At 66.7% G+C, this 23,991-nt stretch carries 26 protein-coding genes and 1 tRNA gene; 14 read left to right on the top strand and 13 right to left on the bottom strand.

Annotation, left to right across the window (positions count from 1 at the left end; genetic code table 11):
- Nucleotides 1-14: 14 nt before the first annotated feature.
- Both E2484_RS21830 and E2484_RS26210 read right to left on the bottom strand, forming a co-directional pair.
- Nucleotides 15-788, bottom strand: a complete 774-nt coding sequence (locus E2484_RS21830; RefSeq protein WP_137287308.1) for a prephenate dehydrogenase/arogenate dehydrogenase family protein — start codon at nt 786-788, stop codon at nt 15-17.
- 64 nt (nt 789-852) lie between these two features.
- A complete protein-coding gene (locus E2484_RS26210) occupies nt 853-1,647 on the bottom strand; it encodes an aldo/keto reductase (RefSeq protein WP_137287406.1) in 795 nt (264 codons plus the stop codon).
- A gap of 770 nt (nt 1,648-2,417) precedes the next feature.
- Between E2484_RS26210 and E2484_RS21820 the strand changes: the two genes are divergently transcribed.
- Nucleotides 2,418-2,603 (top strand): hypothetical protein, encoded by a 186-nt coding sequence (locus E2484_RS21820; RefSeq protein WP_137287307.1) that lies wholly within the window; start codon nt 2,418-2,420, stop codon nt 2,601-2,603.
- A gap of 49 nt (nt 2,604-2,652) precedes the next feature.
- On the opposite strand, the gene E2484_RS21815 is transcribed toward E2484_RS21820, so the two are convergent.
- Nucleotides 2,653-3,828 carry a M24 family metallopeptidase gene (locus tag E2484_RS21815; protein WP_137287306.1) on the bottom strand — a complete coding sequence of 392 codons (1,176 nt, stop codon included), beginning with the start codon at nt 3,826-3,828 and terminating at the stop codon, nt 2,653-2,655.
- Between the two features lie 219 nt (nt 3,829-4,047).
- Nucleotides 4,048-4,578 carry a hypothetical protein gene (locus E2484_RS21810; RefSeq protein ID WP_137287305.1) on the bottom strand — a complete coding sequence of 177 codons (531 nt, stop codon included), beginning with the start codon at nt 4,576-4,578 and terminating at the stop codon, nt 4,048-4,050.
- A gap of 85 nt (nt 4,579-4,663) precedes the next feature.
- On the opposite strand from E2484_RS21810, the gene E2484_RS21805 reads away from it, so the two are divergent.
- The 4 genes from E2484_RS21805 (at nt 4,664) to E2484_RS21790 (ending at nt 8,244) form a co-directional block, all read left to right on the top strand.
- Complete coding sequence (locus E2484_RS21805) at nt 4,664-4,921, top strand: hypothetical protein (RefSeq protein WP_137287304.1); 258 nt, start codon at nt 4,664-4,666, stop codon at nt 4,919-4,921.
- Between the two features lie 71 nt (nt 4,922-4,992).
- Nucleotides 4,993-5,442, top strand: coding sequence for a universal stress protein (locus E2484_RS21800; protein ID WP_137287303.1), 450 nt, complete (start codon nt 4,993-4,995; stop codon nt 5,440-5,442).
- 63 nt (nt 5,443-5,505) lie between these two features.
- On the top strand, nt 5,506-6,810 hold the full coding sequence (aroA, locus tag E2484_RS21795; protein WP_137287302.1) for a 3-phosphoshikimate 1-carboxyvinyltransferase: 1,305 nt from the start codon (nt 5,506-5,508) through the stop codon (nt 6,808-6,810).
- Between the two features lie 201 nt (nt 6,811-7,011).
- Nucleotides 7,012-8,244, top strand: a complete 1,233-nt coding sequence (locus tag E2484_RS21790; protein WP_137287301.1) for an alkaline phosphatase family protein — start codon at nt 7,012-7,014, stop codon at nt 8,242-8,244.
- Between the two features lie 56 nt (nt 8,245-8,300).
- Here the strand turns inward: E2484_RS21790 and E2484_RS21785 are convergent, their stop codons facing one another.
- The gene (locus E2484_RS21785) at nt 8,301-9,308 is read right to left on the bottom strand and encodes a calcium/sodium antiporter (protein WP_137287300.1); all 1,008 of its coding nucleotides are present in this window, start codon (nt 9,306-9,308) and stop codon (nt 8,301-8,303) included.
- A 119-nt stretch (nt 9,309-9,427) separates the two neighbouring features.
- On the opposite strand from E2484_RS21785, the gene aroC reads away from it, so the two are divergent.
- Entirely contained in the window at nt 9,428-10,588 is a 1,161-nt protein-coding gene (gene aroC, locus E2484_RS21780; protein ID WP_137287299.1) for a chorismate synthase, read from the top strand.
- Between the two features lie 30 nt (nt 10,589-10,618).
- Here the strand turns inward: aroC and E2484_RS21775 are convergent, their stop codons facing one another.
- A complete protein-coding gene (locus E2484_RS21775) occupies nt 10,619-11,254 on the bottom strand; it encodes a twin-arginine translocation signal domain-containing protein (protein WP_137287298.1) in 636 nt (211 codons plus the stop codon).
- Between the two features lie 249 nt (nt 11,255-11,503).
- Here E2484_RS21775 and E2484_RS21770 point away from each other — a divergent pair, with 249 nt between their 5' ends.
- The 3 genes from E2484_RS21770 to E2484_RS21760 all read left to right on the top strand — a co-directional run bounded on the left by E2484_RS21770 (nt 11,504) and on the right by E2484_RS21760 (nt 13,476).
- Complete coding sequence (locus E2484_RS21770) at nt 11,504-11,824, top strand: HalOD1 output domain-containing protein (protein WP_137287297.1); 321 nt, start codon at nt 11,504-11,506, stop codon at nt 11,822-11,824.
- 12 nt (nt 11,825-11,836) lie between these two features.
- A complete protein-coding gene (locus E2484_RS21765) occupies nt 11,837-12,724 on the top strand; it encodes a DUF7504 family protein (RefSeq protein WP_137287296.1) in 888 nt (295 codons plus the stop codon).
- A 119-nt stretch (nt 12,725-12,843) separates the two neighbouring features.
- Nucleotides 12,844-13,476, top strand: coding sequence for a uracil-DNA glycosylase (locus tag E2484_RS21760; protein ID WP_137287295.1), 633 nt, complete (start codon nt 12,844-12,846; stop codon nt 13,474-13,476).
- A gap of 28 nt (nt 13,477-13,504) precedes the next feature.
- Here E2484_RS21760 and E2484_RS21755 read toward each other — a convergent pair whose 3' ends face one another.
- Nucleotides 13,505-13,711: a hypothetical protein gene (locus tag E2484_RS21755; protein WP_137287294.1), complete on the bottom strand. Its 207-nt coding sequence runs from the start codon at nt 13,709-13,711 to the stop codon at nt 13,505-13,507.
- A 67-nt stretch (nt 13,712-13,778) separates the two neighbouring features.
- Here E2484_RS21755 and E2484_RS21750 point away from each other — a divergent pair, with 67 nt between their 5' ends.
- The 3 genes from E2484_RS21750 (at nt 13,779) to E2484_RS21740 (ending at nt 15,458) form a co-directional block, all read left to right on the top strand.
- Complete coding sequence (locus E2484_RS21750; RefSeq protein WP_137287293.1) at nt 13,779-14,339, top strand: hypothetical protein; 561 nt, start codon at nt 13,779-13,781, stop codon at nt 14,337-14,339.
- Between the two features lie 63 nt (nt 14,340-14,402).
- A complete protein-coding gene (locus E2484_RS21745) occupies nt 14,403-15,158 on the top strand; it encodes a TIGR04282 family arsenosugar biosynthesis glycosyltransferase (RefSeq protein ID WP_137287292.1) in 756 nt (251 codons plus the stop codon).
- Between the two features lie 217 nt (nt 15,159-15,375).
- Nucleotides 15,376-15,458 (top strand) — tRNA-Ser (locus E2484_RS21740).
- Nucleotides 15,459-15,906: 448 nt separating this feature from the next.
- Here the strand turns inward: E2484_RS21740 and citE are convergent.
- From citE to glmS, 5 genes are read right to left on the bottom strand one after another with little or no spacing between them, the layout of a single operon-like run.
- The gene (gene citE, locus E2484_RS21735) at nt 15,907-16,929 is read right to left on the bottom strand and encodes an L-malyl-CoA/beta-methylmalyl-CoA lyase (RefSeq protein WP_137287291.1); all 1,023 of its coding nucleotides are present in this window, start codon (nt 16,927-16,929) and stop codon (nt 15,907-15,909) included.
- Nucleotides 16,930-16,953: 24 nt separating this feature from the next.
- Nucleotides 16,954-18,087 carry a 2-methylfumaryl-CoA hydratase gene (gene mch / locus E2484_RS21730; protein WP_137287290.1) on the bottom strand — a complete coding sequence of 378 codons (1,134 nt, stop codon included), beginning with the start codon at nt 18,085-18,087 and terminating at the stop codon, nt 16,954-16,956.
- A complete protein-coding gene (locus E2484_RS21725; protein WP_321112928.1) occupies nt 18,080-19,372 on the bottom strand; it encodes a methylaspartate ammonia-lyase in 1,293 nt (430 codons plus the stop codon). The genes mch and E2484_RS21725 overlap by 8 nt, the downstream gene beginning before the upstream one ends.
- Nucleotides 19,369-20,799 (bottom strand): methylaspartate mutase subunit E, encoded by a 1,431-nt coding sequence (locus E2484_RS21720; protein ID WP_137287289.1) that lies wholly within the window; start codon nt 20,797-20,799, stop codon nt 19,369-19,371. The genes E2484_RS21725 and E2484_RS21720 overlap by 4 nt, the downstream gene beginning before the upstream one ends.
- Before the next feature lie 16 nt (nt 20,800-20,815).
- Entirely contained in the window at nt 20,816-21,256 is a 441-nt protein-coding gene (glmS, locus tag E2484_RS21715) for a methylaspartate mutase subunit S (RefSeq protein WP_137287288.1), read from the bottom strand.
- A gap of 150 nt (nt 21,257-21,406) precedes the next feature.
- Between glmS and mct the strand changes: the two genes are divergently transcribed.
- On the top strand, nt 21,407-22,600 hold the full coding sequence (mct, locus tag E2484_RS21710; RefSeq protein ID WP_137287287.1) for a succinyl-CoA:mesaconate CoA-transferase: 1,194 nt from the start codon (nt 21,407-21,409) through the stop codon (nt 22,598-22,600).
- A gap of 130 nt (nt 22,601-22,730) precedes the next feature.
- Nucleotides 22,731-23,051, top strand: coding sequence for a DUF5785 family protein (locus E2484_RS21705; RefSeq protein WP_137287286.1), 321 nt, complete (start codon nt 22,731-22,733; stop codon nt 23,049-23,051).
- A 13-nt stretch (nt 23,052-23,064) separates the two neighbouring features.
- On the opposite strand, the gene udk is transcribed toward E2484_RS21705, so the two are convergent.
- On the bottom strand, nt 23,065-23,895 hold the full coding sequence (gene udk, locus E2484_RS21700) for a uridine kinase (RefSeq protein WP_137287285.1): 831 nt from the start codon (nt 23,893-23,895) through the stop codon (nt 23,065-23,067).
- Nucleotides 23,896-23,991 lie beyond the last annotated feature (96 nt).

Raw genomic sequence — 23,991 nt, 5'->3', positions numbered from 1 at the left:
TCGTTTTGTCTTCGTCATCGCTCTGTCTCCTCGGTGCCGGTCTTCTCCGCGGTCCCTCCGGCCGCTCGATACAACTCCGCGAACTCGTCGGCGTCGGCGTCTGCGAGGAGAGTCGCGGCCTCCGCCACGCGCTCGGCCCCGTCGAACGTCGCCTGAATCTCGGCGTACACCGACGGCGCGTTGCCCGTGACTTGCTCGGCCACCGCCGACAGGTCCTCGAACACCGGAGTCGTCAGTCCCTCGGGCACGTCCTCGGCCGCCGAGGCGAACGCGAGGACGGCCGCGTGCGTCCCGGCCTGCACCGTCTCCATCGCCTCGTCGTGTTCGGCTGGCGTCGTCTCCACCAGTCGGTTGCCCGCGGATTCGAGCGCATGGAGAATCCGGTCGGTGACGGGACCTGACTCGTCGGCCACGACCGCCACGTTCCCCGGCGCGTTGGCCGCCGCGAACAGCGGGTGGAGGCTCACGCGCTCGCGGTCGGGCGCAACCGCGGCCATCGCGCCCACGGGGTCGGCCATCTGGCCGGTCACGTCGAGGAGCGCGCGCTCGGCCTTCGCCGCGTGGCGCTCGATAGCCTCGCTGGCGGCCGAGATGGGGACTGCGACGCACACCGCGTCGAACCGCTCGTCGGTCGAGAGCGAGACCGACCGCTCGCCGACCGCTTCGGCGGCCGCCTCGGCCACCTCGGGGTCGGCGTCGGCGAACGCCACGTCCGCGTCGAGTTCGCTCGCGACGATCTCGCCGAACCACCGGCCCATCTCGCCCGCACCGACGACGAGTAGCTTCATCGAGAGTGGATAGCCGGTCGGGTGTCAAAAGGGGTTCGCTCCGCTCGGAGCGCGTGGTCCCGTCCTACTGGTTCCACGGCGCTTCGTCGGGGTCCACGATGCGCTCGCGCTCCTCGATGGAGTCTATCTTCTCTACGTCCTCGTCGTCCAGTTCCACGTCGAGACTGAGCCAGTTCTCCCGGAGGTGGTCCTCGCTGGTCGCCTTCGGGATGGCCGTGACCTCCTTCTCGCGGAGCCACGCGAGGCTGACCTGCTGTGGGGTCGCGTCGTGCTTGTCGGCGACCTCCTGTAGTTCCTCCACGTCCGATACGTCGCCGCGAGCGATGGGCGAGTAAGCGACCAGTTCCACGTCCACGTCGTCCTGGGCGCAGAACTGCCGGAGTTCGGTCTGCGGGAGCAGGGGATGCATCTCGACCTGATTGGCGAAGATCGGCTCGTCGGCGACTTCGATGGCCTCCTCCAGCAGTTCGACGGTGAAGTTGCTCACGCCGATTTCTCCGATGAGGTCCTCTTCGCGGAGTTCCGCGAACGCTTCGAGGGTGTCGTTGGCCTCGTACTCGCCCGTCGGCCAGTGGACGTACAGCAGGTCCACGAAATCGACGCCGAGTCGGTCGAAGCTCTCGGCCGCGTTCGTCAGCACGTGGTCGTAGTCGAGGTTTTGGGGACTGATCTTCGTCGCCACGAAGAAGTCATCGCGGTCCACCTCGGACTCCGCGATGGCGTCTCCTACCGCGTCCTCGTTGTCGTACCCCTCCGCGGTGTCGAGGTGCCGGTACCCCATCCGGATGGCCCGCTGGACGCTCTCGAAGCACTCGTCGTACTCGTCCATCTGATAGGTGCCGAGACCGAGCATCGGCATCCCGTGAGTCGTCGGCGGCGAGAGCGCGGCCACCTCCTCGTCGATTTCGGCGGTCTCGGTTTCTACCTCGCCTTCGGTCGCTGTTTCTCCCTCGACCTCTGTTTCTCCTTCTTCCGCTTGTTCGGCCTCGCTCTCCTCTGCTCCGGTCTCCTCGCCCTCGCGCTCTTCTTCGCGCACTTGCTCACCGGAGACGCTCCCCATCGAACTCGGCTGGTCGGTCGCTCCCTCGGCGTCGGCGCTTTCGGTCTCGCTCTCGCCAGTGGCGGACTCGCCCTCCTCGCCGGGCATCGCTCGTTCGCGGATTTCGGACGCCTCCTCGCTCAACTGGCCCTCTCCGCGCTCGAACGTCCCGGCGTCGGATCGGTCGTCTCCACGTTTACCGAGCAAAAATCCCACGGCGAAGGCGAGCGCGAAGGGTAGTCCTCTCCGCAACGTCCCCCCGTCGCGGCGTTGTGGCTTGTCCCGTGACTCGTCGTTTTCGGTCAGCTGTCGGAGCATGGACTCCGAGTTCGCTAGACGGACACTTGCCGGTTGTGGCAGTCGTTGGACGTTGTGACGTTCGCGGAGAGGAGTGGAATGGTCAGAGAAGTTAAATGTTTCGCGAGCCAACCGAGACCGAATCTGCGGAACGACGTAAACGACGAAGAAGCTATCTACTCCTCGAGCCACGGAAGACCGCACTGCTCCGCAACCGCGACAGCCTCACGCTCCCAGCCTCGCCGGCGGCATCCGCGGCTGCCGTCCACCGTCGGAGGCACGCTCCGACGAGCATGCACTCGCTCCGCTCGCGCAGACACCGGAAGACGCGGGTCGTCTCCCGAGCCTGCGTCACGTCCGTCGCCGCAGACACCGGAGGACAAACAACGTCCTCCGAGCAGGCGGCGCTCCGCGCCGACGACCTCGTGCGGTTGGCGCGGCACACGGTCGCGCCGCGCCAGCGCGCGCCGGGAAGGTAGAAGATGTCGAGAAACAGAACGAAGAGTCCTCGCCCTCCCGGAAGATTCCCTACTCCACCTGCAACCGAATCGGGTAGTCGGTCAGGTTCCGATAGCCGTCCTCGGTCACGACCACGAGGTCTTCGATACGGATGCCGCCCACGTCGGGGTCGTACAGGCCGGGTTCGATGGTGACGACGTGGCCCGGTTTCAGTTCGCCGCCGCTGGGGCTGACCTGCGGGAGTTCGTGAACGTCGAGTCCGATGCCGTGGCCCGTGCTGTGGATGAACCCCGTCTCCGCCGAGGGGTCGCTCCGGAGGGTGTCGTAGCCCTTCTCCTCGTAGACGTCGCAGACCGCGTCGTGGACCTCCTCGCCCGTGACGCCGGGTTCCAGAGCGTCGAGCGCGGCCTCGAACGCCTCGTAGGTGTCGTCGTACCTGCGCCGGACCTCGTCGCTCGGGTCGCCCTTCACGAAGGTCCGGGTCATGTCGCCGTGGTACTTGCTGGCCTTGTTCCGCGGGAAGATGTCGATGACGATGGTCTCGCCCGCTTCGAGGGGACCGCTCCCGCGGTTGTGCGGCCCGGCGGCGTCCGCTCCGCAGGCGACGATGGTCTCGTCCAGCGCGCACCCGTGGCGCAGGAGCGTGACCTCGATTTCCTCCTTGACGCGCTCGCTGGTCAGCACGTCGCCGTCGTAGTGCAACTCGCCGCCCTCGACGCTGGCCGCTTCGAGCATCTCCTCGGCCGCCCGCATCGCGGCCTCGTTGGCCTGCTGAGCCTCGTGGACGGACTCGACTTCCTCGTCGGTCTTCGTCGCGCGAATCTGAGTCACCACGTCCTCGTCCAGCACCTCGACCGAGACGCCCTGCTCGCGCAGTCCGTCGGCGGTGCCAAGCGGGAATCGCTCGGGCGCGGCGACCGACTCGACGGCGCGGTCCGCGAGGAACGCGGCGCAGGTGCGATTTCGTCCTTCGGTCTGGCCGTGTTCGCCGACCTTCTCCTGAAAGCCGTAATCAGATAGTCGGGCTACCTCGTCGGCGCGACTCTCCTCGGTCGCGCGGCCGTACTCCAGTCCCGAGACCAAGAGGAACGTCCCGTCTGGCGTGTAGAGGGTGACGAACTCGTCGGGTGCGTCGAAGCCCGAGAGGTACAGTTGGTCGGACTCGCCCGAGTCGGCGTCGAGCAGATAGCCGTCCACGTCGGCGTCGGCGAGCGCGTCCGAGAGCGGTGACAGGTCCGGGTACATACCCACCGAAAGCCACGCGAACGGGAAAACGATACGGGTTCCGGAACGGGACGCGACCTGACAGCACGCGCTCGGTGAGACGTCCACCAGAAGGCGCTCGGTGACACGATAGACAGTCTGGGTGGACTGAATGGGGCCGCCCGGTCGCGGGCTTTCTAAACGATGTTCTCTACACTAACTCCGAAAACTCTCCCGGAATTCCTCCGACGACTGTGACTCTCACTCCCGCGCTCCCGGCTTTCCGTCCCGCCGAACCGTGGACTCCGGGCCGACGAAGTAGGTGGCGTACTGGGTGAAGTAGTCGGCGTGGATGGTCGTCTCGCCGCGGCCGGTGTTGGCCCACGCCGAACACCACGCGACGACTCGGAAGCCCTCGCCGTACTCCGCGACCGAATCGACGCCGCACTCCCGATGGACCGTGGTCGAGTCGTCGCGGTAGAGTTCGTTGTACACCCACCGACGCTCGAAGGTTGCGACGAACTCGCGGACCGACTCGGCGGTCAGGTCGGCCGGGCGCTCGGGCCGGGACTTCGGTCCCTCGGGGAACTCGACCGACCCCTCCGGAAGCGAGGTGTCCACGCCGAGGGCGTGGGTCGTGGGGTCGCTGGTGGAATCGTCGGCCGACTGCTTCCCGGTGGTCGTCTCGGTCGGTTCGGACTCCCTGTCGAGCAGTCCGGACGTGCATCCGGCGACCGACCCGGCGAGGGCGACTGCGCCGAGGTGGAGGGCGCGGCGTCTCGACGGTGGCATGTTCGGCCACTCTCGCCGACCCGGTAAAAACTTTCTCCGGGCGAGAGTCCGAAGCTATTCGGTCCCGGCGTTCGAGACCGCAGATATGTCGGCAGACGAACCATCGAAGCGTGCGCGCGAACCCTCCGTCGTCCTCAGGGCCGCGCTCGGCGTCCTCGCGGTTCTTGCATTCCTGTACAGCCTCGTAATCGCAAACCGGCCGCTCCTCGGCGTGACCTTCGTGGTCTGGCTGTTCGGGGCGTACCTCCTCTGGCGGTTCTTCTACCTCGCGGCCAGATTCGTCCGAGCGGTCGAGCGCATCGCCGACGCGATGGACCGTCCGGACCGAGAGCGCGAGGTCTGAGGCTTCCTCTCGTGGGCGATTTGCCGGAAACGAGCCACAATCCAAATCATCGCTCGCGTCGAACGACGAGTATGAAGTACCTCGTCGCGGTCGATGGCTCCGAACCCAGCATGGACGCGCTCCGGTACGCGGTCGAGCAGGCGGCCGCGACCGGCGCGTCGGTAATCGCCATCAGCGTCGTCGTGCCCGAGCAGTTCTTCACCGGCGGCGACGACCCGCCGATGAGCTACGCCGAGGCCGCCGACGAACTCGTCGCCGAAGACGTGGAAGACGCCGAGGAGGAGGCCCAGAATGTGCTCGACGAGGCCGCCGAAGTCGGCGACCAAACGGGCGTCGAGGTCGAGACCGGTATGCTGTACGGCGAACCGGTCGAGGCCATCACCGAGTACGCCGAGGACGCGGAGTTCGACGCCATCTTCGTCGGTCATCGCGGCCTCTCCGAGGAGTACGAGGGATTCGTCGGAAGCACCGCCAAGGACATCGTCGGGCGGGCGACGGTGCCCGTGACGGTCGTGCGGTGACTTTCCGCACGGTAAGTTGCGTCCTCCGGTATTCTGATACCCCCTCGGGTCGTCGGGCCGCACATGGACGTAGAGATAGACCCATCGACGCTCTCGGGGACGGCCCGCGCGCCCTCCTCGAAGAGCTACACTCATCGGGCGATTCTGGCCGCGGGGTACTCCGGCGGCGCGCTCGTCTACGACCCGCTCGTGAGCGCCGACACCAAGGCGACCATGCGAGCGGTCGATGCTTTTGGCGGGGACGTGACTCGGAAGTCCGACCACCTCGACGTAGACGGGTTCGACGGCCGACCCGAGGTTCCCGGCGACGTGCTCGAGTGCGCGAACAGCGGGACGACCATGCGACTCGTGACGGCGACCGCGGCACTGGCCGACGGTATCACGGTCCTCACGGGCGATAGCTCCCTTCGCTCGCGGCCCCACGGCCCGCTCCTCCGAGCCATCGACGAGTTGGGCGGGAACGCCGAGAGTACCCGCGGCAACGGACAGGCCCCCTTGGTGGTCGAGGGACCCGTCTCGGGCGGGTCGGTGTCGATGCCCGGCGACGTCTCCTCGCAGTTCGTCTCGGCGCTGTTGATGGCCGGAGCAATCACCGACGAGGGTATCGAAGTCGAACTCGAAACCGAACTCAAGTCCGCGCCGTACGTGGACATCACGCTCGAACTCCTCGACGAGTTCGGCGTCGAAGCGGGGAAGGAAGGCGTCGGTGGCGGTGGGGGAACCTACCACGTCGAGGGCGGCCAGTTCTACGAACCCGAGGACGGCGAGTATCACGTCCCCGGTGACTTCTCCTCGATTTCGTACCTGCTCGGGGCCGGAGCGGTCGCGGCCGAAGAGGACGACCCAGTCCGCGTCCGGGGTGCGTACCCGAGCGCGCAAGGCGACTCGAAAATCGTCGGCGTCCTCGGGCGGATGGGCGCGGACGTGGACTGGAACCGCGACGACGGAATCATCACGGTCGAACGCTCCGACCTCTCCGGCGTCGAGGTGGACGTGGGCGACACGCCCGACCTCCTGCCGACCATCGCGGCGCTCGGCGCAGTCGCCGACGGCGAAACCCGCATCGTCAACTGCGAACACGTCCGGTACAAGGAGACCGACCGGGTGAGCGCGATGGCCGAGGAACTGGAGAAACTGGGCGCGACGACCGACGAGAGCCAGGACGTGCTTCGGATTCACGGCGACGAGAGCGAGTTGGAGGGCGGCGTCGTGGACGGCCGCGGCGACCACCGCATCGTGATGGCGCTCTCGGTGGCCGCGCTGGCGGCCGACGGCCCGACGACGATAACCGGCGGCGAACACGTGGACGTGTCGTTCCCGGACTTCTTCGAGGTGCTGTACGACCTCGGCGCGACCGTGAATCGGTAACCCCCGCGAACGGTCCCTCTAACCCCGTACTGGCAGACTGGCCAATCAGCGTGGCTGAGATTCTGTGACTAACTCACCTCGGGCGGGCCCTTTCCGAACCGACTTTCCTACGTTGCTGTCGTTCGTTCCCTCCACTCTACTTCGTAGTTGCTTCCCACACCATCGAAACGTACTTTTTCCGACGATTCGAACCCCCGGCGAATGCTCCGAACCGACGTTGCCGACGACCTCCGGCGGGAGTTCGAGGAAGACGGCTACCTCTTTCCGGACTACGACGGCTACTGCTTCGCTAACGTTCCGCACACCGTGGCGTCGCCCCTCGGCGTCGGGACGGGTCGGACGCTCCCCGAAGACGTGTTGGACGGTGTGGACGCGGCGGGCGTCAGGAACGTCCTCGTCGTGCTGGTCGACGGCTTCGGCTTCCGGCAGTGGCGACGCGAGCGCGACCACCACCGGTTCCTCGACCGGTTGAGTTCGGCGGCGCGAGTCACGCCGCTCACGTCCATCTACCCGAGCGAGACCGCCGCGGCGATGACGACGCTCCACACCGGGACACTCCCGGCCGAACACGGCGTCGTCGGGTGGAACGTCTACGAGCCGACGGTCGGCGAGGAGTTCGAGGCGCTCCCCTTCCGAACGAAGGCCGGCGAGGAACCGACGATCTCGCGCCCGGAGTTGGCCGAAGCAGACTCGCTCTACCCCGAACTCGCCGACGCTGGCGTGTCCGCCCACCACGTCGTGCCCTTCGCGACGACGCCCGAAGGTACGACGAGGCACGGCTACGAGACGCGTTCCGAGTTCGCCGAGCGCGTGCCCGAGGCGGTCGAGCAGACCGACGCTCCCACGTACTGCTTCGCGTACCTCCCGCAGGTGGACGCCGCGGCCCACGAGACCGGGACCGACTCGGATAGCTACCGCGAGACGGTCGGCGAGGTGTTCGACGCGGTCGAAGCGGCGCTCACGGGCCTCGACGCCGCCGAGGAGACGCTGGTGGTCGTCGCGGCCGACCACGGCCACGTGAACACCGACCCCGACCGCAACGTGAACCTCGACCGGCGCGAGGGCCTGCTGGACGCGCTCCGACGAGGCGGGGACGGCGGGCCCATCAAGTTCTCGGGGAGTCCGCGCAACGTACACCTCCACCTTCGGGACGGCCGCGCCGAGCAAGTCGCCGCGGACCTGCGCGCGGACCTGGACGCGCAGGTGTTCGAGCGCCCGGAGATTCTCGACCGGGGGCTGTTCGGCGACGTGTCGCCCTCCGAGGCGTTCCGGCGGCGACTCGGCGACGTAGTGCTCTCCCATCGGAATCTGGGGACGTGGTACGGCGACGAGGAACCCGACGAACTCGGATACGTCGGAATGCACGGCGGCCTCCACCCCGAGGAGATGCTGATACCGTTCGCGGCGGTCCGGGCCGACGAACTGATAGAGTGAGCGGAAAGAAAGGAATACAGCCCTTTGAGAACGAATAACATTGCTGAAGTCCAGGATTATCCGGTGATTCCGGTGAGTCCCAGCACCCACCGAATCAGTTCCGAGAGCGCGAACAGGCCGCCTTCCGCGCGGGAGAGTCGCCGCCCCGACCAGAGCGCCACCACCATCACGACGACGAGGACCGTCAGCCACGCCATGCTCTCCAGCGCCGCCCCGGAGACCGCCAGCGGACGAATAACGGCACCGATGCCGAGGATGCCGAACAGGTTGAAGAGGTTACTGCCGACGACGTTTCCGACCGAGACGCCGAGGCGGCCCCGTCGCATCGCCACGAGCGACACCGCGAACTCCGGAGTGGACGTGCCGGCCGCCACTATCGTCCCGCCGATGACCCACTCCGAGACGCCCGCCCCACGAGCGAGCGCGGTCGCCGCCTCGACCATGTAGTGGCCGCTCACCAGCACGACCGCCAGTCCGGCGACCAGTAGCGCGACGTCGCGGCCCAGAGAGGCGTTCCGCTCGACGTCGAACGCCTCGACCGAGTCCCGACCGCCGTCTGGCGGCGTCGCGGCGGAGGATCGAGACTCCTCGCCGACGTCGCCCTGTGACTCCGTGCGAAGCAAGTAGACGGTGTAGACGACGAGCAGACCCACCAACAGCAGTCCCTCGACGCGCCCGACCGTCAGGTCGCCCATCGCCGCGAATCCGACGATCGTCGAACCGACGAGCACGAGTCCGTCGCGGTGGACCAGCGACCGGTCGATGGGGACGACTCGGAGCAGCGAGACGACGCCGAGGATGAACGCGAGGTTGTAGATGTTCGACCCGACGACGTTTCCGACCGCGATGTCACCCGCACCGGCGAGCGCCGCACCGGTCGTCACGACGAGTTCCGGCGTCGAAGTTCCCATCGCAACCACGGTGAGTCCGATGGCGAGTTCGGAGAGACCTGCTCGACGGGCCAGTCGGACCGCGGAATCGACGAGAAACCGTGCCCCGAGCCAGAGACCGAGGACCGTGACGGCGATTACGGCGACCTGAGCGACGGGCGTTTCCCAGACCATAACACTCTCACTGGGGGTATTCACGCCGGAAAGACAAAAGCGGCGGAGACCCGACCCATCGAGGACCAACTTGCATGTACTCCAAACCATAAATACCAGCCCCACCCAACAAGCCAGTAATGAACGGAAACAGCTTCGGACGTCTCTTCCAGGTAACCACCTTCGGCGAGAGCCACGGCGAGGCGATGGGCGTCACCGTCTCCGGTTGCCCCGCGGGTCTCGAACTCGACGAAGACGACGTACAGGCCGACTTGGACCGCCGAAAACCCGGCCAGTCGATGATAACCACGAGTCGCGGCGAACCCGACCACGTCTCGATTAAGTCCGGGTTACAGGAGGGGTACACCACCGGAACCCCCATCGGGATGGTCATCGAGAACAAGGACGCCCGCTCCGAGAAGTACGAACCCTTCGTCACCGCGCCGCGGCCCTCCCACGGTGACTTCACCTACTCGGCGAAGTTCGGCACGCGAAACTGGGGCGGCGGCGGACGCTCGTCGGCGCGCGAGACGGTCAACTGGGTGGCCGCCGGGGCCATCGCCAAGAAGTTGCTCGCCGAGGAGGGCGTCGAACTCAAGGCCCACGTCAACCAGATCGGCGACATCGAGGCTCCGGAGGTCTCCTTCGAGCAGATGCTCGAACACAGCGAAGAGAACGAGGTGCGATGCGCTCACCCCGAGACGGCCGAGAAGATGCGCGAGCGAATCGACGAGTATCAGGACGAGGGCGACTCCATCGGCGGGTCCATCTACTTCGAAGCCCGCGGCGTCCCCCGCGGACTCGGCGCGCCGCGGTTCGATTCCGTCGAGGCCCGACTCGGGCAGGCGATGATGTCGGTTCCGGCCTCGACGGCCTTCGAGTTCGGACTCGGCCGCGAGGCCCGCGAGTACACCGGACTGGAGCGAAACGACGAGTGGGAGTTCGACGGCGAGGGTGAGGACGCCGACCCGGTTCCCGTCGAGAACGACCACGGCGGCCTCCAAGGCGGCATTACCACGGGCGAACCCATCTACGGCGAGGTGACGCTACACGCGCCGACCTCGATTCCGAAGCCCCAGACGACGGTCGATTGGGAGACCGGCGAGGAGAAAGAGGAGCAGGTCATCGGCCGCCACGACCCCGTGCTTCCGCCTCGCGGCGTCCCGGTCGTGGAGGCGATGCTGGCGCTGACGCTCGTGGACTTCATGCTGCTGGGCGGGCGCATCAACCCCGACCGCGTAGACGACCGGCCGGGCGAGTACGACACCGACTACCATCCGAGTAGTCCGCGAAACGAGTAAAGAGGGACCGGCGAAGTCGGTTTGACCCGATTATCCGGAACTGTTGTTCTCCATTCCGCCACCGCCGCCCTGAATTTCGACGTCCCCGACCATCGTGTTCGGGTGGACGAGACAGATGTACTGAGCCATCTCGCTGGTGGCAGTGAATCGGACGGCCTGAACCGCGCCTTGCTCCGAGATAATCTCGGTCTTGTCGACTTGCGACACCGTGGTCTGCTGGCCCTCGGTCTGGTTGCCGGTCATATTCCCGTCGGTCTCGTTGGTGACGCCGGTGACGTTTCCGTCGGAGACGTCGAGCGAGACGTTCTGGGTGGCCTCCGTCTGGTTTATCTGTTCGAACACCTCCGGCTGGACCTCGAGCGGTTCGAGGACCTGTAGATTCTCTCCCTGCGAGTCCTGAATGGCGAAGTTGTGCCCCACGCCGTCGCCGTTCTGCCACATCAGGGTGTAAGTCGTCCCCTCCCGCAAGGTCAGCGTCGGGTTGTCCGACCCGGTGGCTTCCTCTCCTCCGGGGAGGCGATAGCCCAGCCACGCCCGCGTGTATCCGCCGAGGAGAATTACCTCTTCGTTCTGGCCCTGCGCGAGGACTGTCGCGTTCAGACCGGCCAATGCCCCTGTCGCTGCCGCCGCTTTCAGAAAGCGGCGACGGGATGTCTGCTGTGTCATGAAACCCCCGACGAACAGTTCTCCGCGAGCGGATTAAATGGCGGTAATCGTTCGTCGCGTTCACTCGCCGAGCGAAACGTAACGGGAGGTTACGAATCGTCGTGAACCGTTACGCCGCCTTCCGTAGCCGAGTTCCGGGTCGAAGTCGCGTTCGCCAACTCACCACCCGAAACTCACTCAACCGCCGTAAATTTATTAGTAGATGATGCGTAATAATAGATGGAGTCGGGAAACGTGTCCAAAAGTAACATGGGAAACGATACGACCGAAAGTTCGGGACTGACGGAAGCTTCGGACCACCCTGGAGTCTACCGCGCGTCGTACGACCCGGACGGTCCGGCGACGATCAGCGACACCGTCATCGAGGCGATAGCGGAAGTCGCGGACGTAGACCCGACGAAGACCATCATCCCGCTCTCCGACAAGATCGACCCGGACGCACTCGACAGACTGTTCGCCGACCACGAGGGCAACTCGCAGGTCACGTTCCGCGTCTGTGGCCTCGAAGTCCTCGTGCAGAGCGACGGCCGGGTACGAATCGTAGACGAGTCAGTATCGGACGCCGGATGAGGGGGTGATGGTGTGCAAGATACGAAACTGGTACGAACCAGCGTAGACGCGGACCCGCACAAGCTCGTCCTGCGCCGGACGCGCGACGAGTTACCGACGCTCGGACTCCTGTTCGATTCGTTCCCCGAGAACGAACCGACCGACGTCTTGGCCGTTACCCACGAGGGTCCCGAAGAGTTTCTCGGTACGTGGCGCGACCGTATCGAGCGCCGCCCGCGGAACGTCGGCGTCGTCAGCGTCGGCGAGCAGATGCGGTCGGCGGCCGCGGCGACTCCCACCGACCGCAACGTCGTCCGGGGCGTCGCCGACCCGACGGACGCCGACGCGATACGCGACGCCGTAACGGGGTATCTCGACGCGTGGCCCGCCGACGGACAGACGGTCGCGTACTTCGACTCGGTGACGGCGCTCCTCGACTGCTGGAACGTCGAAACCGCGACCGAGTTCGTCCGAGACCTGCTCCGGACGCTCGACGTCCGTGACGCGGTGGGCTACTTCTGCCTGACGCCCGCGGCCCACGACCGGGCGACGGTCCGGGAAATTGCGTCGCTGTTCGATACGGTAGTCGAGTGCGTCGAGAGCGCGGCCGAGGCGACGGTCGAACCCTCCGTCAGCGACTGCTTCGATGCAATCGCGGACCCTCGACGTCGGTACGTCCTCACCGGGATTCCCGAGTCGGAGTCGGTGGCCATCGCCGACCTCGCCGCCAGCGTGGCCGGGCGAACCTCCCTCGACCGCCAGCATGTCGAGACCTCGCTCAAACACGTCCATCTGCCGAAACTGTCCGACTTCGGGATGGTCGCCTTCGACCCCGAACGCGGTCGAGTCGAGCGCGGCGACCACTTCGAGCGCGTCGAACCCTACCTCCGGAAGGCGACAGGGACCGACGACTCCCGGTAGGAGTTCGGTGCGAGTAATCGAGGTGTTCTCGAAAGACCTGCCTGCTCGTAGTGTGGCCTGTTCTCGGCGGGCGAATCGCTCCGACCGGTTTTTACCGCGCGGTCACTTTGATTCCGACGATGGACGCGAACCAGCAGACTCGCGCGAACCCGTTCGGGATGGACGCCGACTGCGAGAACTGTCCGGAACTCTGCGCGACCCGCGATCAGGTCGTCCACGGCTACGGCGACGTGGGCGCGGACTTCCTCTTCGTCGGCGAAAGTCCCGGCGAGGGGGCCGACCGGACGGGCGTTCCCTTCACCGGCGACGAGCGCGGCGAAGCCCTCCAGCACGTCCTGGGTCTGCTCGGACTCAACAACTCCCTGCCGAGCGAGGACGAACCGGAACTCGAGAACGCCTTCGTGACCTACCTCGCGCGGTGCCGCGACCCCGAGCGACCGCCGACCGACGAGGAGATTCGGACCTGCGAACCCTACCTGAACGCAGAAATCCGGAAGATAAATCCGGAGATTCTCGTCCCGGTCGGCGAGCGCGCGCTGGCCGAGATCGCGACCGAGTACACCACCACGCCGGCCGAGAAGTTCGACGTGACCGAGGACCACGCCACGACGGTTCGGGGCAGAGGCTTCGAAATCGTCCCGATGGCCGACCCACTCGACGCCTCGGACGCCGAACGCGATGCGTTCGTGGACCACTTCCTGTCGCTGATGGACCGCGACTACCGCCAGACGAAGGGTCGGCGCGGGCGGTGAATCCCGAGTCAGCGGTCCCCGTATCGAGTTAGCGGCCCCAGTAGGGCGTCGATAACCAGCGATTCGGTGCGCTCCCCCACTTGCTCGCCGCGAGGACCGCCACGACCAGCAGGCCGACGACGGCGAGCGCGGCGAGACTTCCGAGGACCGCGGCGGCGAGACCGACCAGTCCGCCGACCGCGACGAACGTGACCAGTGCGACCGAGAGCGCGGCGAGGGGTTTCCACCAGTTCATGCGGGACGAGAGGGCCCGTAGTGATAAAAAACGAGGCTTTTTCTCCACGCCGAGAGACGTTCCGTTCGTGCCCTCCAGACGACAGTTCCTCGCGTCCGCCAGCAGTGCCCTCGGCGTCGGGAGCCTCGCGGGGTGCCTCTCCGAACTCAGGTTTGCCGAGACCGGACACCTGCAACTGAAGGCCGTCTCGCTCGCGTGGGATCACGATGGCCAGCGGTTTCGCAGCGAACCGCTCGACGTTCGGTTCGACGGCCGAGACCGACTCGTCTCCGGGGAGTACGACCCGGCCTTCGTCGGTGATAGCGTCCGCGTACCCGACGACGTCGTGGTGAGTGACGAGGCTCACGACCGACTCGCCCGGCGCTTCGACGTGACGTACCTTCTCGGAATCTGTGGGTCGGACTTCGCCGCTTCGGACGAGTCGTACGGCTGTCGTAACACGGCGACGAGCCGAGCGGATTTCAATCGCGTCCAGTCGAACGACCGCGCGGAGGTACGCTTGGCCGACCGTCGCTTCGACGTCATCGACGTGTACGAGGACGCCTACGAGATAGCCGAGGCCGACCTCCGGACGTTCGACTTCGCCGAACGCCACGCGGACGACGGAATCCGGCCCGAAGAGTGGTGACGACCGGCGACCGACGCTCCTGGAAATGACGACTTTCAAGGCCGCGGAACACCGAGAGAGGGTATGACTGTCATCGCGGTCTTCGCCGACCCGCCGCGGCCGGGACTGGTACTGCCGAAACTCGCCGAGTCGTCACCGCTCTCCGAGCGTGAGGCGGCCGACCTCTACGCCGCGACGCTGAAGGACACCGTGCTGGCCGCCGAGCGAAGCGGCGGCGAACTGCTGGTCAACTACCGCGACGAGGAGTCGTTGCCCGACGAGTACGAGGGCGACCAGAGCGCCGAGGCCGAGGTCCGCGCGCTCGCGGCCGACGCCCTGGCCGACCCCGACGAGGCCCGATTCGAGGTACAGGTCGGTTCGACGTTCGCCGCGTGCGCTGGCAACACGGTCTCGTACCTGCTCGGAGAGGAGGACGCCCAGTCGGCCGCGGTCCTGCCCGGCACCGCGCCGATGCTGACCCGCAAGGAGATAGACAGCGCCGCGATGAAACTCCGGCGCAACGAGGTCGTCCTCGGCCCCAGCGAGCGCGGCCGGGTCCACTTCGCCGGGTTCACCGACACCATCGACTTCGAGGACGCCTACGCCACGCCCGAGGTCGAGACGCTGACGACCCGCGCCACCGACGCCGGTCACGAGGTCGGCTTCCTGCCAGCGACGACCCGCATCGAGACCGGCGAGGACCTGCTGTCGCTCGTCCCGACGCTGAACGCCCGGGTGTCCGCCGGGCGCGTCGTTCCGGAACACACCACGGCCCTGCTCCGCGAGTGGGGTCTGCGCGTCGTGGACGGCGAGGACGGGCCGTCGCTGACGCGGGAGTAGCCTTCCGGCACTCGATACTCTCGGCATCCAATAGCTATCTTCTAGCTGCTTTTACCTGTTCCAAAGAATTGTATTTGTTTCCTAAGTATTCAATCGTATCGCTCGTATCGTTCTAGCGAGTCGGGTTCCAGTTCGAAGCCGACGCGCCGGTATCGACCCGCGGCCCGCGAATAGACCGACAGTTCTTAGACGGACGAGTCGGTAGTTTCGGCCGCGCGGTGGGATGGCAGAGCGGCCTATTGCGCCTGCCTTGAAAGCAGGTGGCGTCATGCCTCTTGGGTTCAAATCCCAATCCCACCGTTTTTCCGACGAACAACCGGCGAGCAGTTCGTGATTTAGATACGCGATGGTGGACCGACCAACCGCCGTGGATGCGCTCGGTTCCAGACTCACCAGTGGGGTGGATAAAGGGGGCTTTCGAGACCGAAACAGTTCTCGGGACTACTACTGTAGCTAGTGAAATCGTGCGGCAACGGTGAGAGCGTCGATGAAGCTAGCTACTCCCGACGCCAAGGAGTCACCGCACCCGCACAGCACGGCACCGCAACCGGACCGCGACTGCAGACCACACCCTCCCCAACCGATTCCGTCGCTCCCGTCGGTCGCTCAGTCATCCCTCGCGCGGATGGGCGCGACCTCAAACCACGAGGTCGCGCCAGCACGCGCCGGAGTGAAATGGTGAAATGCCAGCACACGCCGGGGTCGAGTTTCGAAGTTCGCGTAGATAGTCGTCCGTCTCAGTCCCGCCTCATCCGACCGAGAGCGCCCGCTCCAGAAGGTCTGATTCGTAGAACTCACGCGTCTGCGACTCGCGAGCGTCGTGGACCGCACGGACCGTCTCGACCGTGTTCTCGAAGTTCTTGAACGTCGCCTCGTCCACCATCTGGCCGTCGATGGACACCGCGCCCGTGCCCTCGTCTTTGGCCTCGGTGAACGCCTCTATCTTCCGGACCGCCTCGCGCAACTCCTCGTCGGTGGGCAGGTGGATGCGGTTGGCCTGCTCGGTCTGGTTGGGGTGGAGCGACCAACTGCCGTCGAGTCCGACGCGAGCCTCGCGCTCGACGTAGTCGGCGTACTCGTCGCCGTTGTAGAACGTAACGCCCGCGCGCTCGCGGAACAGGCGGTCGAAGGGACCGCCGACGGCGAGCAGGTCGTTCGCGCTGGCTTCGTTCGACATGGCCTCGTAGAGACCGGGCCAGTTCGGACTGCCGCCGACCTCCCGGCCGCCGAGTTCGGCGGCGTAGTCCACCGGGCCGAACACGAGCGCCGCGAGCCGGGAGTCGGTGCCGAAGGCGGCTATCTCCCGGAGGTCCGACCGAGCGCGGGCGGTCTCCACGATGACGGCCAGTTCGACATCGTGGCCCGTCTCCTGGACTGCGGCTTCGACCGCCGCCTCGGCCGCTTTCACGTCGTCGAGTCGCCCGACCTTGGGGACGACCACGCCGTCGAGGTGGTCGCCGACCGACTCGACCAGCGTGGCTATCTGGTCGCGGCCGCGTTCGCGGGTCGCCTCGTCGTCGTAGCCCCACTCGACGCGGGGCCAGATTTCGCCCGCGAAGTCGGGCGCGTACTCCGGCAGGAGGTCTCGGACGTTCGCCAGCGCCTCGTCTTTGAGGTCGGGCGCGGTGCCGTCTTCGAGGTCGGGCACCAGCCAGTCGGGTGCCTGCCACCCCTCGGCGGTGAGACCGGAGACGAGGTACTTCGCGCTGTCGTCGCGGGGGACGCCAGCGGGCGCGGTCTGGAATGTTCGGCAGAGTCGTGTGTTCGTCATGGAATCGTGTGTAGTCGCGGAATCTCAGTTTCGTTTCTGGACGAGTGCGGTTCGCGTCCCGGAGTAGACCGGTTCGTCGCGCTGGTCGAACGCGACGTGTTGGAAGGTGACTTCGCCCGCGTCGTCGCGCTCGACTTCTCTCGCCTCCTCGACGCGAGTGAAGCCGTAAATCGTGTCGCCGACCGTCACGAAGTCGTGGAATCGCTCGTCGCCGCAGGACACCTCGCGGGCCGTGCGCTCGTCCGAACGGGCGTGCCCGAGGGCAATCGAACGCGTCACGTCGCCGTAGGCGACGATTTCGCCCGACGGCGAGTCGGTCATCGCGTCGGCGTTGTGGTGCTGTTTGGCGGTGTTGAGCGTCGCCAGCGGCAGTTGGGCGACCGTCGTGTCGTCGATGGTGCGCCCGCGCTCGTGTCGGTAGGCGACCGCGGCGTCTCGGTCCCCGGCGCGGTCGAGTGCCTCGCGGAAGTCCTCGAAGTAGCCGCCCTCGGGCGCGAGGAGTTCGTCGGGGAGACCGGAGTCGGCCGATTCGGTGGCGTCCATCTCGTCGGCGTCCGCCTCGGTCGACTCGTCGCCGGTTTCCGCGGGCGAGTCGCCCGAATCGGTCGACCCGCCCGCAGCCTTGCCCTCTCCGTCGGTGGCGAGGGGTTCCCGGCGCGGAATCATGTTCGTCCGGGTGTACGACAGCAGCGGGTCGCCCGTCGCGGCGTCGTAACCCGTCGTCTCCCACGTCACGATGCCGTAGGCCGGGCGGGAACTCGACTCGGCCTTCTTCTCGACCACCGACTCGACGCGGAGTTCGGTCCCCGGTGGGACGCCCGGCCGGTGGTACCGGAGGTCGTCGCGGCCGAGGAAGTAGCCGCCCTTCTCGCTCAGGTCCTCGACGCTCGCGCCCATGACGCAGGCCAGCAGGTAGTCGGGGTGAACCGGCACCTCGTCGTAGCCTCGCGTTCTCGCGACCGAGGGTCGCCAGTACGCCGGGTCGTAGTTGAGGGTCTGCCCGGCCCAGCACTCGGACCCGTGGCGCGAGAGGCGGAGACCGGGGTCGTGTTCGATGGACTCGCCCTCGGCGAACCCCTCGAAGTAGGTGCCCTTCTCCACGGTTTCCGCGCGATTCAGCGCCGTCGCAAACGTGTCGGAGTCTGTCCAGTCAGTCATCTGCTGTCACCGCCCTCGCGGGCCAGTCACCGCGGCGCGCGAGCGCCCGGTGCATCTCGTTGGTCACTATCATGTACCCCTCGTCGAAGCCCATGCCGGGCTTGGCGAGGACCTGCGCGGCGTCGGTAGCCAGCGCGACGTGGGCGCAGGTCCGGGCCGACTCGGCGGTCTCGTTGCACGTCCCGCCGAGGTACGCGCGGGCGTCGGTCCCCTCGCAGTACCGGACGGCCTCGCCGCTCCGGTGGACGCCGCCGAGGTCGGGGGTCTTGACCTGTACCACGTCGGCCGCGCCCGCGTCCACGAAGGCTCTCACGTCGTCGAAGGTGTTGCACCACTCGTCGGCCACGACGTCCACGCCGACGCCCGCGGAGGCCAGACCGTCGCGGAGTTCGGCCATCGCGTAAATCTGCTCCTCGCGGCCGCCCTCGTCCATCGGACCCTCGACCTGGAGGGGGTAGGGCCCCGCCGCCTCCCGGAGGTCCGCGAAGTAGTCTGCCACCTCCGGCCGGTCGTACGGCGGGCCGAACACCTCTCCGAGGACGCCGTACACGTCCACGTGGAATCGAGGAGCGTAGTCCGCGCCCGACGGACCGAGTTCGTCGGTCCGGTCGGCGAGCCATTCGAGGTACTCGACCAACCGCTGGCCCTCCTCGCCGACCTTCTCGACGCTGTTGAACAGGCCGTGCGGGAGGACGGGCACGCCCTTCAACAGCATCTTCTCGGCGTTGTCCCGGCGGGCGTCGCCCGACTGCCCGAACACCGGCACGGGTTCGTCGGCCGGGTCGGTCCCGAGCGCGTCGGCCAGCACGTCGGTCTTCGTCTCGCGGCGCGCCCTCGCCGCGGCGTCGAGGAGCGCCTGCGAGACCCCGTACCGGATGGCGGTGTGGAGTCGCTGGCCGTCGCCGCCTTCACCGCCGTTCCGGACGAGGTCCTCCACAAGGTCGGCGTTCTCGGCGAACCGTTCTGCGGGTCGGCCGACCAGCGCGTCGGCGACCTGCCCCTCCACGACCGGGACGAACTCGCCGGCGCGAAAGAGGGGGTCCCGGCCGCCCGCCCCGGAGTACTGGACGGCGGCGCAGTCGCCGGTCGCGACCGTACCATCTTCGAGTTCCACGAGGACGCTTATCGCCTCGCCCGCCTGTCGAACCCGGTCGAATCCCGGGGTCACGGGGTCGCCGCGGTAACCGAAACCGTCGCGCTCGGCCCCGTCCTTGATGGCGCGCTGGTCGTCGAAGAAGAACCCGGACGCGCCGGGCACCGCCCGGATTCCGTCTATGGTCGTCACGCTCCCTCCTCCGGCCTTCCGATGAGGCGGCCGTCGCTGATGGCGTCCACGTCGTCGGCGACCATCTGGAACGACCGGTCGCGGTTCTCCGCGCGCGCCCGGCGGTCGAGTCGGTCGGTGTGAACGTCCTTCAAATCCGAGTCGAGAGCGAGATCGCCGAATTCGAGGATGCGAACCCGGCCGTCGTCGTCGCGGGCCGGGAGGACCGCGCTCTCGGCGCTCTCGCTCGGGGCGAACGGCACGTCGAGTTTGCCCGAGTCGAACGCCGCGAGGACTCCCTGGGCCACGTCCTCGTCGCCGAGTTCGAGAATCGTGTCCATCAGCGACCGGGTGGACTTCTCCACGAACTCCCGTTCGCGCTCGACGCCGTCGAGGTTGATGTCCTGCTCGCGCATCATGTCCACGAGCTGTCTGGTGGTTCGCAGGCCCGCGGCGTTGGCCTCCTTGGTCGGGACGCCGCCGAACTCCTGTGGCGACTTGGTGATGACCTTGTCGGGTTCCGCGATGGCCGCTGTGGCCGCCCCGAGCGCGATGACGCCGTTGGCACGGGCCTCGTCGGGCGGGAACCCGCCCATCCACTCGTGGAAGACGGTGGTGACTGTCACCTCGTCTGGGAGGTACTCCTCGCCGAGTGCTCGAAGCGCCCGGAGCGCCGCGATGTCCTGGACGAGGTTGCCGACCTGCCCGTAGCCCAGCGTGACGCTCCGGACGCCCTGCGTGGCGGCGAGCATCCCCTCGACCAGTCCGACCGCGATGGCGATGCTCGGCGGGACGAGCGTCCCCGTGAGGGGGCCGAACGGTTCGCGGTTGATGGTGACGCCGCGCTCGGTGTAGGCCCCGGCGAGGCGGTCGACGTACTGCCAGTGTTCGATGGTCTCCGCGAGGTCGCGTTCCTTCGTGTAGGGGATGTTGTACGAGATGGGTCCGCCCTCGAAGCTCTGGAACCCGCCGGCGAACGTGACGGCCGCGAGCAGGCGAGCGTCGGGCGTGCCGTGGCGCACCTCTATCGGGGCGTCTACCGCCTCGACGAGGTCCCGACACCCCTCGACGCCGTGGTTGACGGCCGGGAAACCGTTGAGGGTGTCGTCGCCGGTCTCGCGGGCCTCTTCGAGGCCCTGCTGGGCCTTCTCGTACTCGTTGTCGCGGGTGTACGAGTCGATGGTCGTCGGGAGCAGGTCGGCACGTCCCGCGTCGTCCAAGTGCCGGAGGAGTGCGATCTGGTCGTCCAGTCGCGGGACTCCGGCGCGGGGCTGGAGGAGCGGGCGGTCTGCGGTTTCGAGGACCCGGGCGAACTGCTTGCCTCGGGGTAGCGAGTCGTGGTAGGCGACCGCCTCCTCGAAGTCGACGTCTTCGACCGACCAGTGTTGCCGTATTCGTTCGTCGATGCGTGAGAGGTCCTCTCCGGAGAGTCTCGTGTCGCGTAACATAGTGAAAATAGCCAACTCAGCTCGTGAGCCTCGCTCGTTCGGCTTCGGATTCGGCGACGTTCGTGTCCGCTTTGAGGGCGGCGATGGCTTCCGTCGGCTCGGTTTCGGAGTCGAACACGCGGTCGAAACCCATCTCCCGGAAGCGGTCTCTGGTCCGGTCGAACTCGTCCTGACCGACCGCGAGGTTGCCGCCGATGTAGGTGACGGGGTCGAGACCCGCGTCTTCGATTGCCTCGTGGAAGCCGCGGCAGTCCTGTTCGGCGTGGCCGTACAGGGAGGAGACGAGTACCGCGTCACCCTCGTGTGCTTCGGTCGCGTCGATGAACTCCTGCTGGCTGGACTGGACCCCGAGGTTGACGACCTCGAAGCCCGCCGCCGAGAGCGCCTGTTCGAGTATCGTAATGCCGACGGCGTGTGCGTCGGACCCGATGACGCCGAGGATGACTGTAGCAGACATCGAGTAGAAATCCAATGAACAATACTTAAAGATAATCATTGTTCATGGTTAAATCCCTTTAAGGTCATTTGAGGGTGTACGTGTCCCTTCCACACAAACCACATTATTTATTGGGAAGATTTTTGGTGCGGGTGGGCGACCGGCGAAACGATGCCAGCGCTGGACGACGTGCGCGTACTCGACCTGACGCAGGTTCTCGCGGGACCGTACTGCACCATGCTCCTCTCGGACCTCGGAGCCGACGTAGTGAAAATCGAACGTCCCGGCGGGGACCTCATCCGCCCGAACCCGCCGTTCGTCGGAGACGACGACGCCTACGGCGGCTACTTCCAGAGCGTCAACCGCGGCAAGCGGAGCCTCGAAATGGACCTCGCGGACGAGGACGACCGCGTGGACTTCCTCGACCTCGTCGAGGAGGCCGACGTAGTGGTCGAGAACTTCCGGGCAGGCACGATGGAGAAGTTCGACCTCGAATACGAGACCCTGCGCGAGCGCAACCCCGAACTCGTCTACGCCTCCATCCGGGGGTTCGGCGACCCGCGCACGGGCGAGACCGACCGGCAGGGCCAGCCGTCGTTCGACCTCATCGCTCAGGCCCTCGGCGGCGTAATGGAGATTACCGGACAGGATGACGGCCCGCCGACCAAGGTGGGGCCGGGTATCGGCGACCTGTTCACCGCGACGCTGAACGCGGTGGGCATCCTCGCGGCGCTCCACCACCGCGAGAAGACCGGCGAGGGCCAGTACGTCGATACCGCGATGTACGACGCCATGATTTCGATGTGCGAGCGAACCGTCTACCAGCACTCCTACACCGGAGAGGTCCCGACGCGCCGGGGCAACGCCCACCCGACGCTGTTCCCCTACAACGCCTTCGAGGCCGCCGACGGCTACGTCGTCGTGGCCGCGTTCGGCGACAACCACTGGCGGGCGCTCTGCGAGGTCATGGACCGTCCGGACCTCGCGGCGGAGTACCCCGAGACCGCCGACCGACTCGAACACCGCGAGTCGCTCCGAGGGGAAATCGCCGACTGGACCGCGTCCCTCCCCGCCGACGAAATCTGTGACCGCCTCGAAGGGTCGGTCCCCAGCGCGCCCGTGCAGGACGTGGCCGACGTGTTCGAGGACGACCACGTCCACCGCCGGGACATGCTGGTCGAAGTCGAACAACCGGGGGCCGACGAGGACGTGACCATCGCCGGGTCGCCCATCAAACTGAGCGAGACGCCCTCGAACCCGGGCGAGCGCGCGCCGCTACTGGACGAACACCGCGAGGAACTGCTCGGTGACGAGGCGACCCAAGCGAACACCGACGAGGCCGAACCCGCGGACGCCGACGACTGACTCGACTACTGGCAAACGCTCGGTAACTCGACTGGCGTCTGGGTGGACTTTCGAATTAGTCGTCCTCCCGGACGTTCCGTCACTCCGACGAACGATAAACTCTTTTTGCGGGCCGCTCCACGTTTCGGGTATGGACTGGCCGCACGACCCCGACGGCGAGGAAGGTAGCGAAGGCGGACGCAAGTACGGCATGGCGATTATCGCCAAGAAAATCGACGAGGAGGAGGACTTCCCGATCTCGAAGCAGGAGTTCGCCGAAGAACACGCCGACGAACCGATTCGCATCAATCACAAGCGGGTCGTCAGCGTCGCCGACATCTTCGAACACGTCGAAGGTACGGAGTTCGAGACCATGGTCGATTTCCACAAGGCCGTGGGTGCGGGCATGCGGCGCGGCGGCTTCTGGGACTACCATCCGCAGGGCGAAAACCCCGCGAAGAAGAGCGCCTGAATCCGTCGCCGGGCTATTTTGCGCTGTCGTCTTTCCACCGCTCGTCCGAGTCGCTCCGCGTTTCTGCGTCGCCTCGTAGTTCGGCGTTTCGTGATTCGGCGTCCGGGCCGGCTTTGTCGTCCGGACTCGCCCGCCCCGCGTTGACCGCGCCGGGGCCGGTGACGGCGAGACCTTCGGACCCCTCGCGCTCGACGCCCTCGTCGCCGAGGGTCCACGCCGACCCCGAGTCGGTGTACGTCTCGGCGCGGACTTTCTCTTCCAGTAGATTGACCGCGACGGCGTTCGCGCCCTCGGGGATGATGAGGTCAGCGCGCTTCTTGGTGGGCGCGACGAACTGCTCGTGCATGGGCTTGACCGTCGAGAGGTACTGGTCGATGACACCCTCGAGGTCGCGGCCGCGCTCGACCACGTCGCGCTCGATGCGCCGGAGGATGCGCACGTCGGCGTCGGTCTCGACGTACACCCGGATGTCGAGCATCTCGTTCACGTCCTCGTCGTAGAGCGCGAAGATTCCCTCCAACACGACGACGTCGGTCGGTTCGACCGTGACGGTCTCGTCCTTCCGGTTGTGGATGGAGAAGTCGTACTGGGGCATCTCGATGGTCTGGCCCGACAGCAAGGCGTCTACGTGTTTACGGAGCAGGTCCCACTCGAACGCCGAGGGATGGTCGTAGTTGACCTCCGCGCGCTCCTCGAACTCCATGTGGCTGAGGTCCTTGTAGTAGTTGTCCATCGGAATGCGCGTCACGGCGTCCTCGACTTCCTCTGTAATTTCGCGGGCGACCGTCGTCTTCCCGGCCCCGGTGCCCCCCGCGATACCGACGACGAACGACGGGATGGTCATTGGTGTGGTGGAGGGCAGACTGTGGTTTGAATCCCTCGAAATTCGATTTCCCGTGCGCTCTTCGAAACCGTCGCTGAAGCGCGAGAAGTCGCTATC

It is taken from the genome of Halorussus salinisoli, assembly GCA_005239435.1.
GTDB classification, from domain to species: Archaea; Halobacteriota; Halobacteria; order Halobacteriales; family Haladaptataceae; genus Halorussus; species Halorussus salinisoli.
Note: the sequence above shows the minus strand (reverse complement) of the source record. Positions and strands in the feature narration are given on the sequence as shown.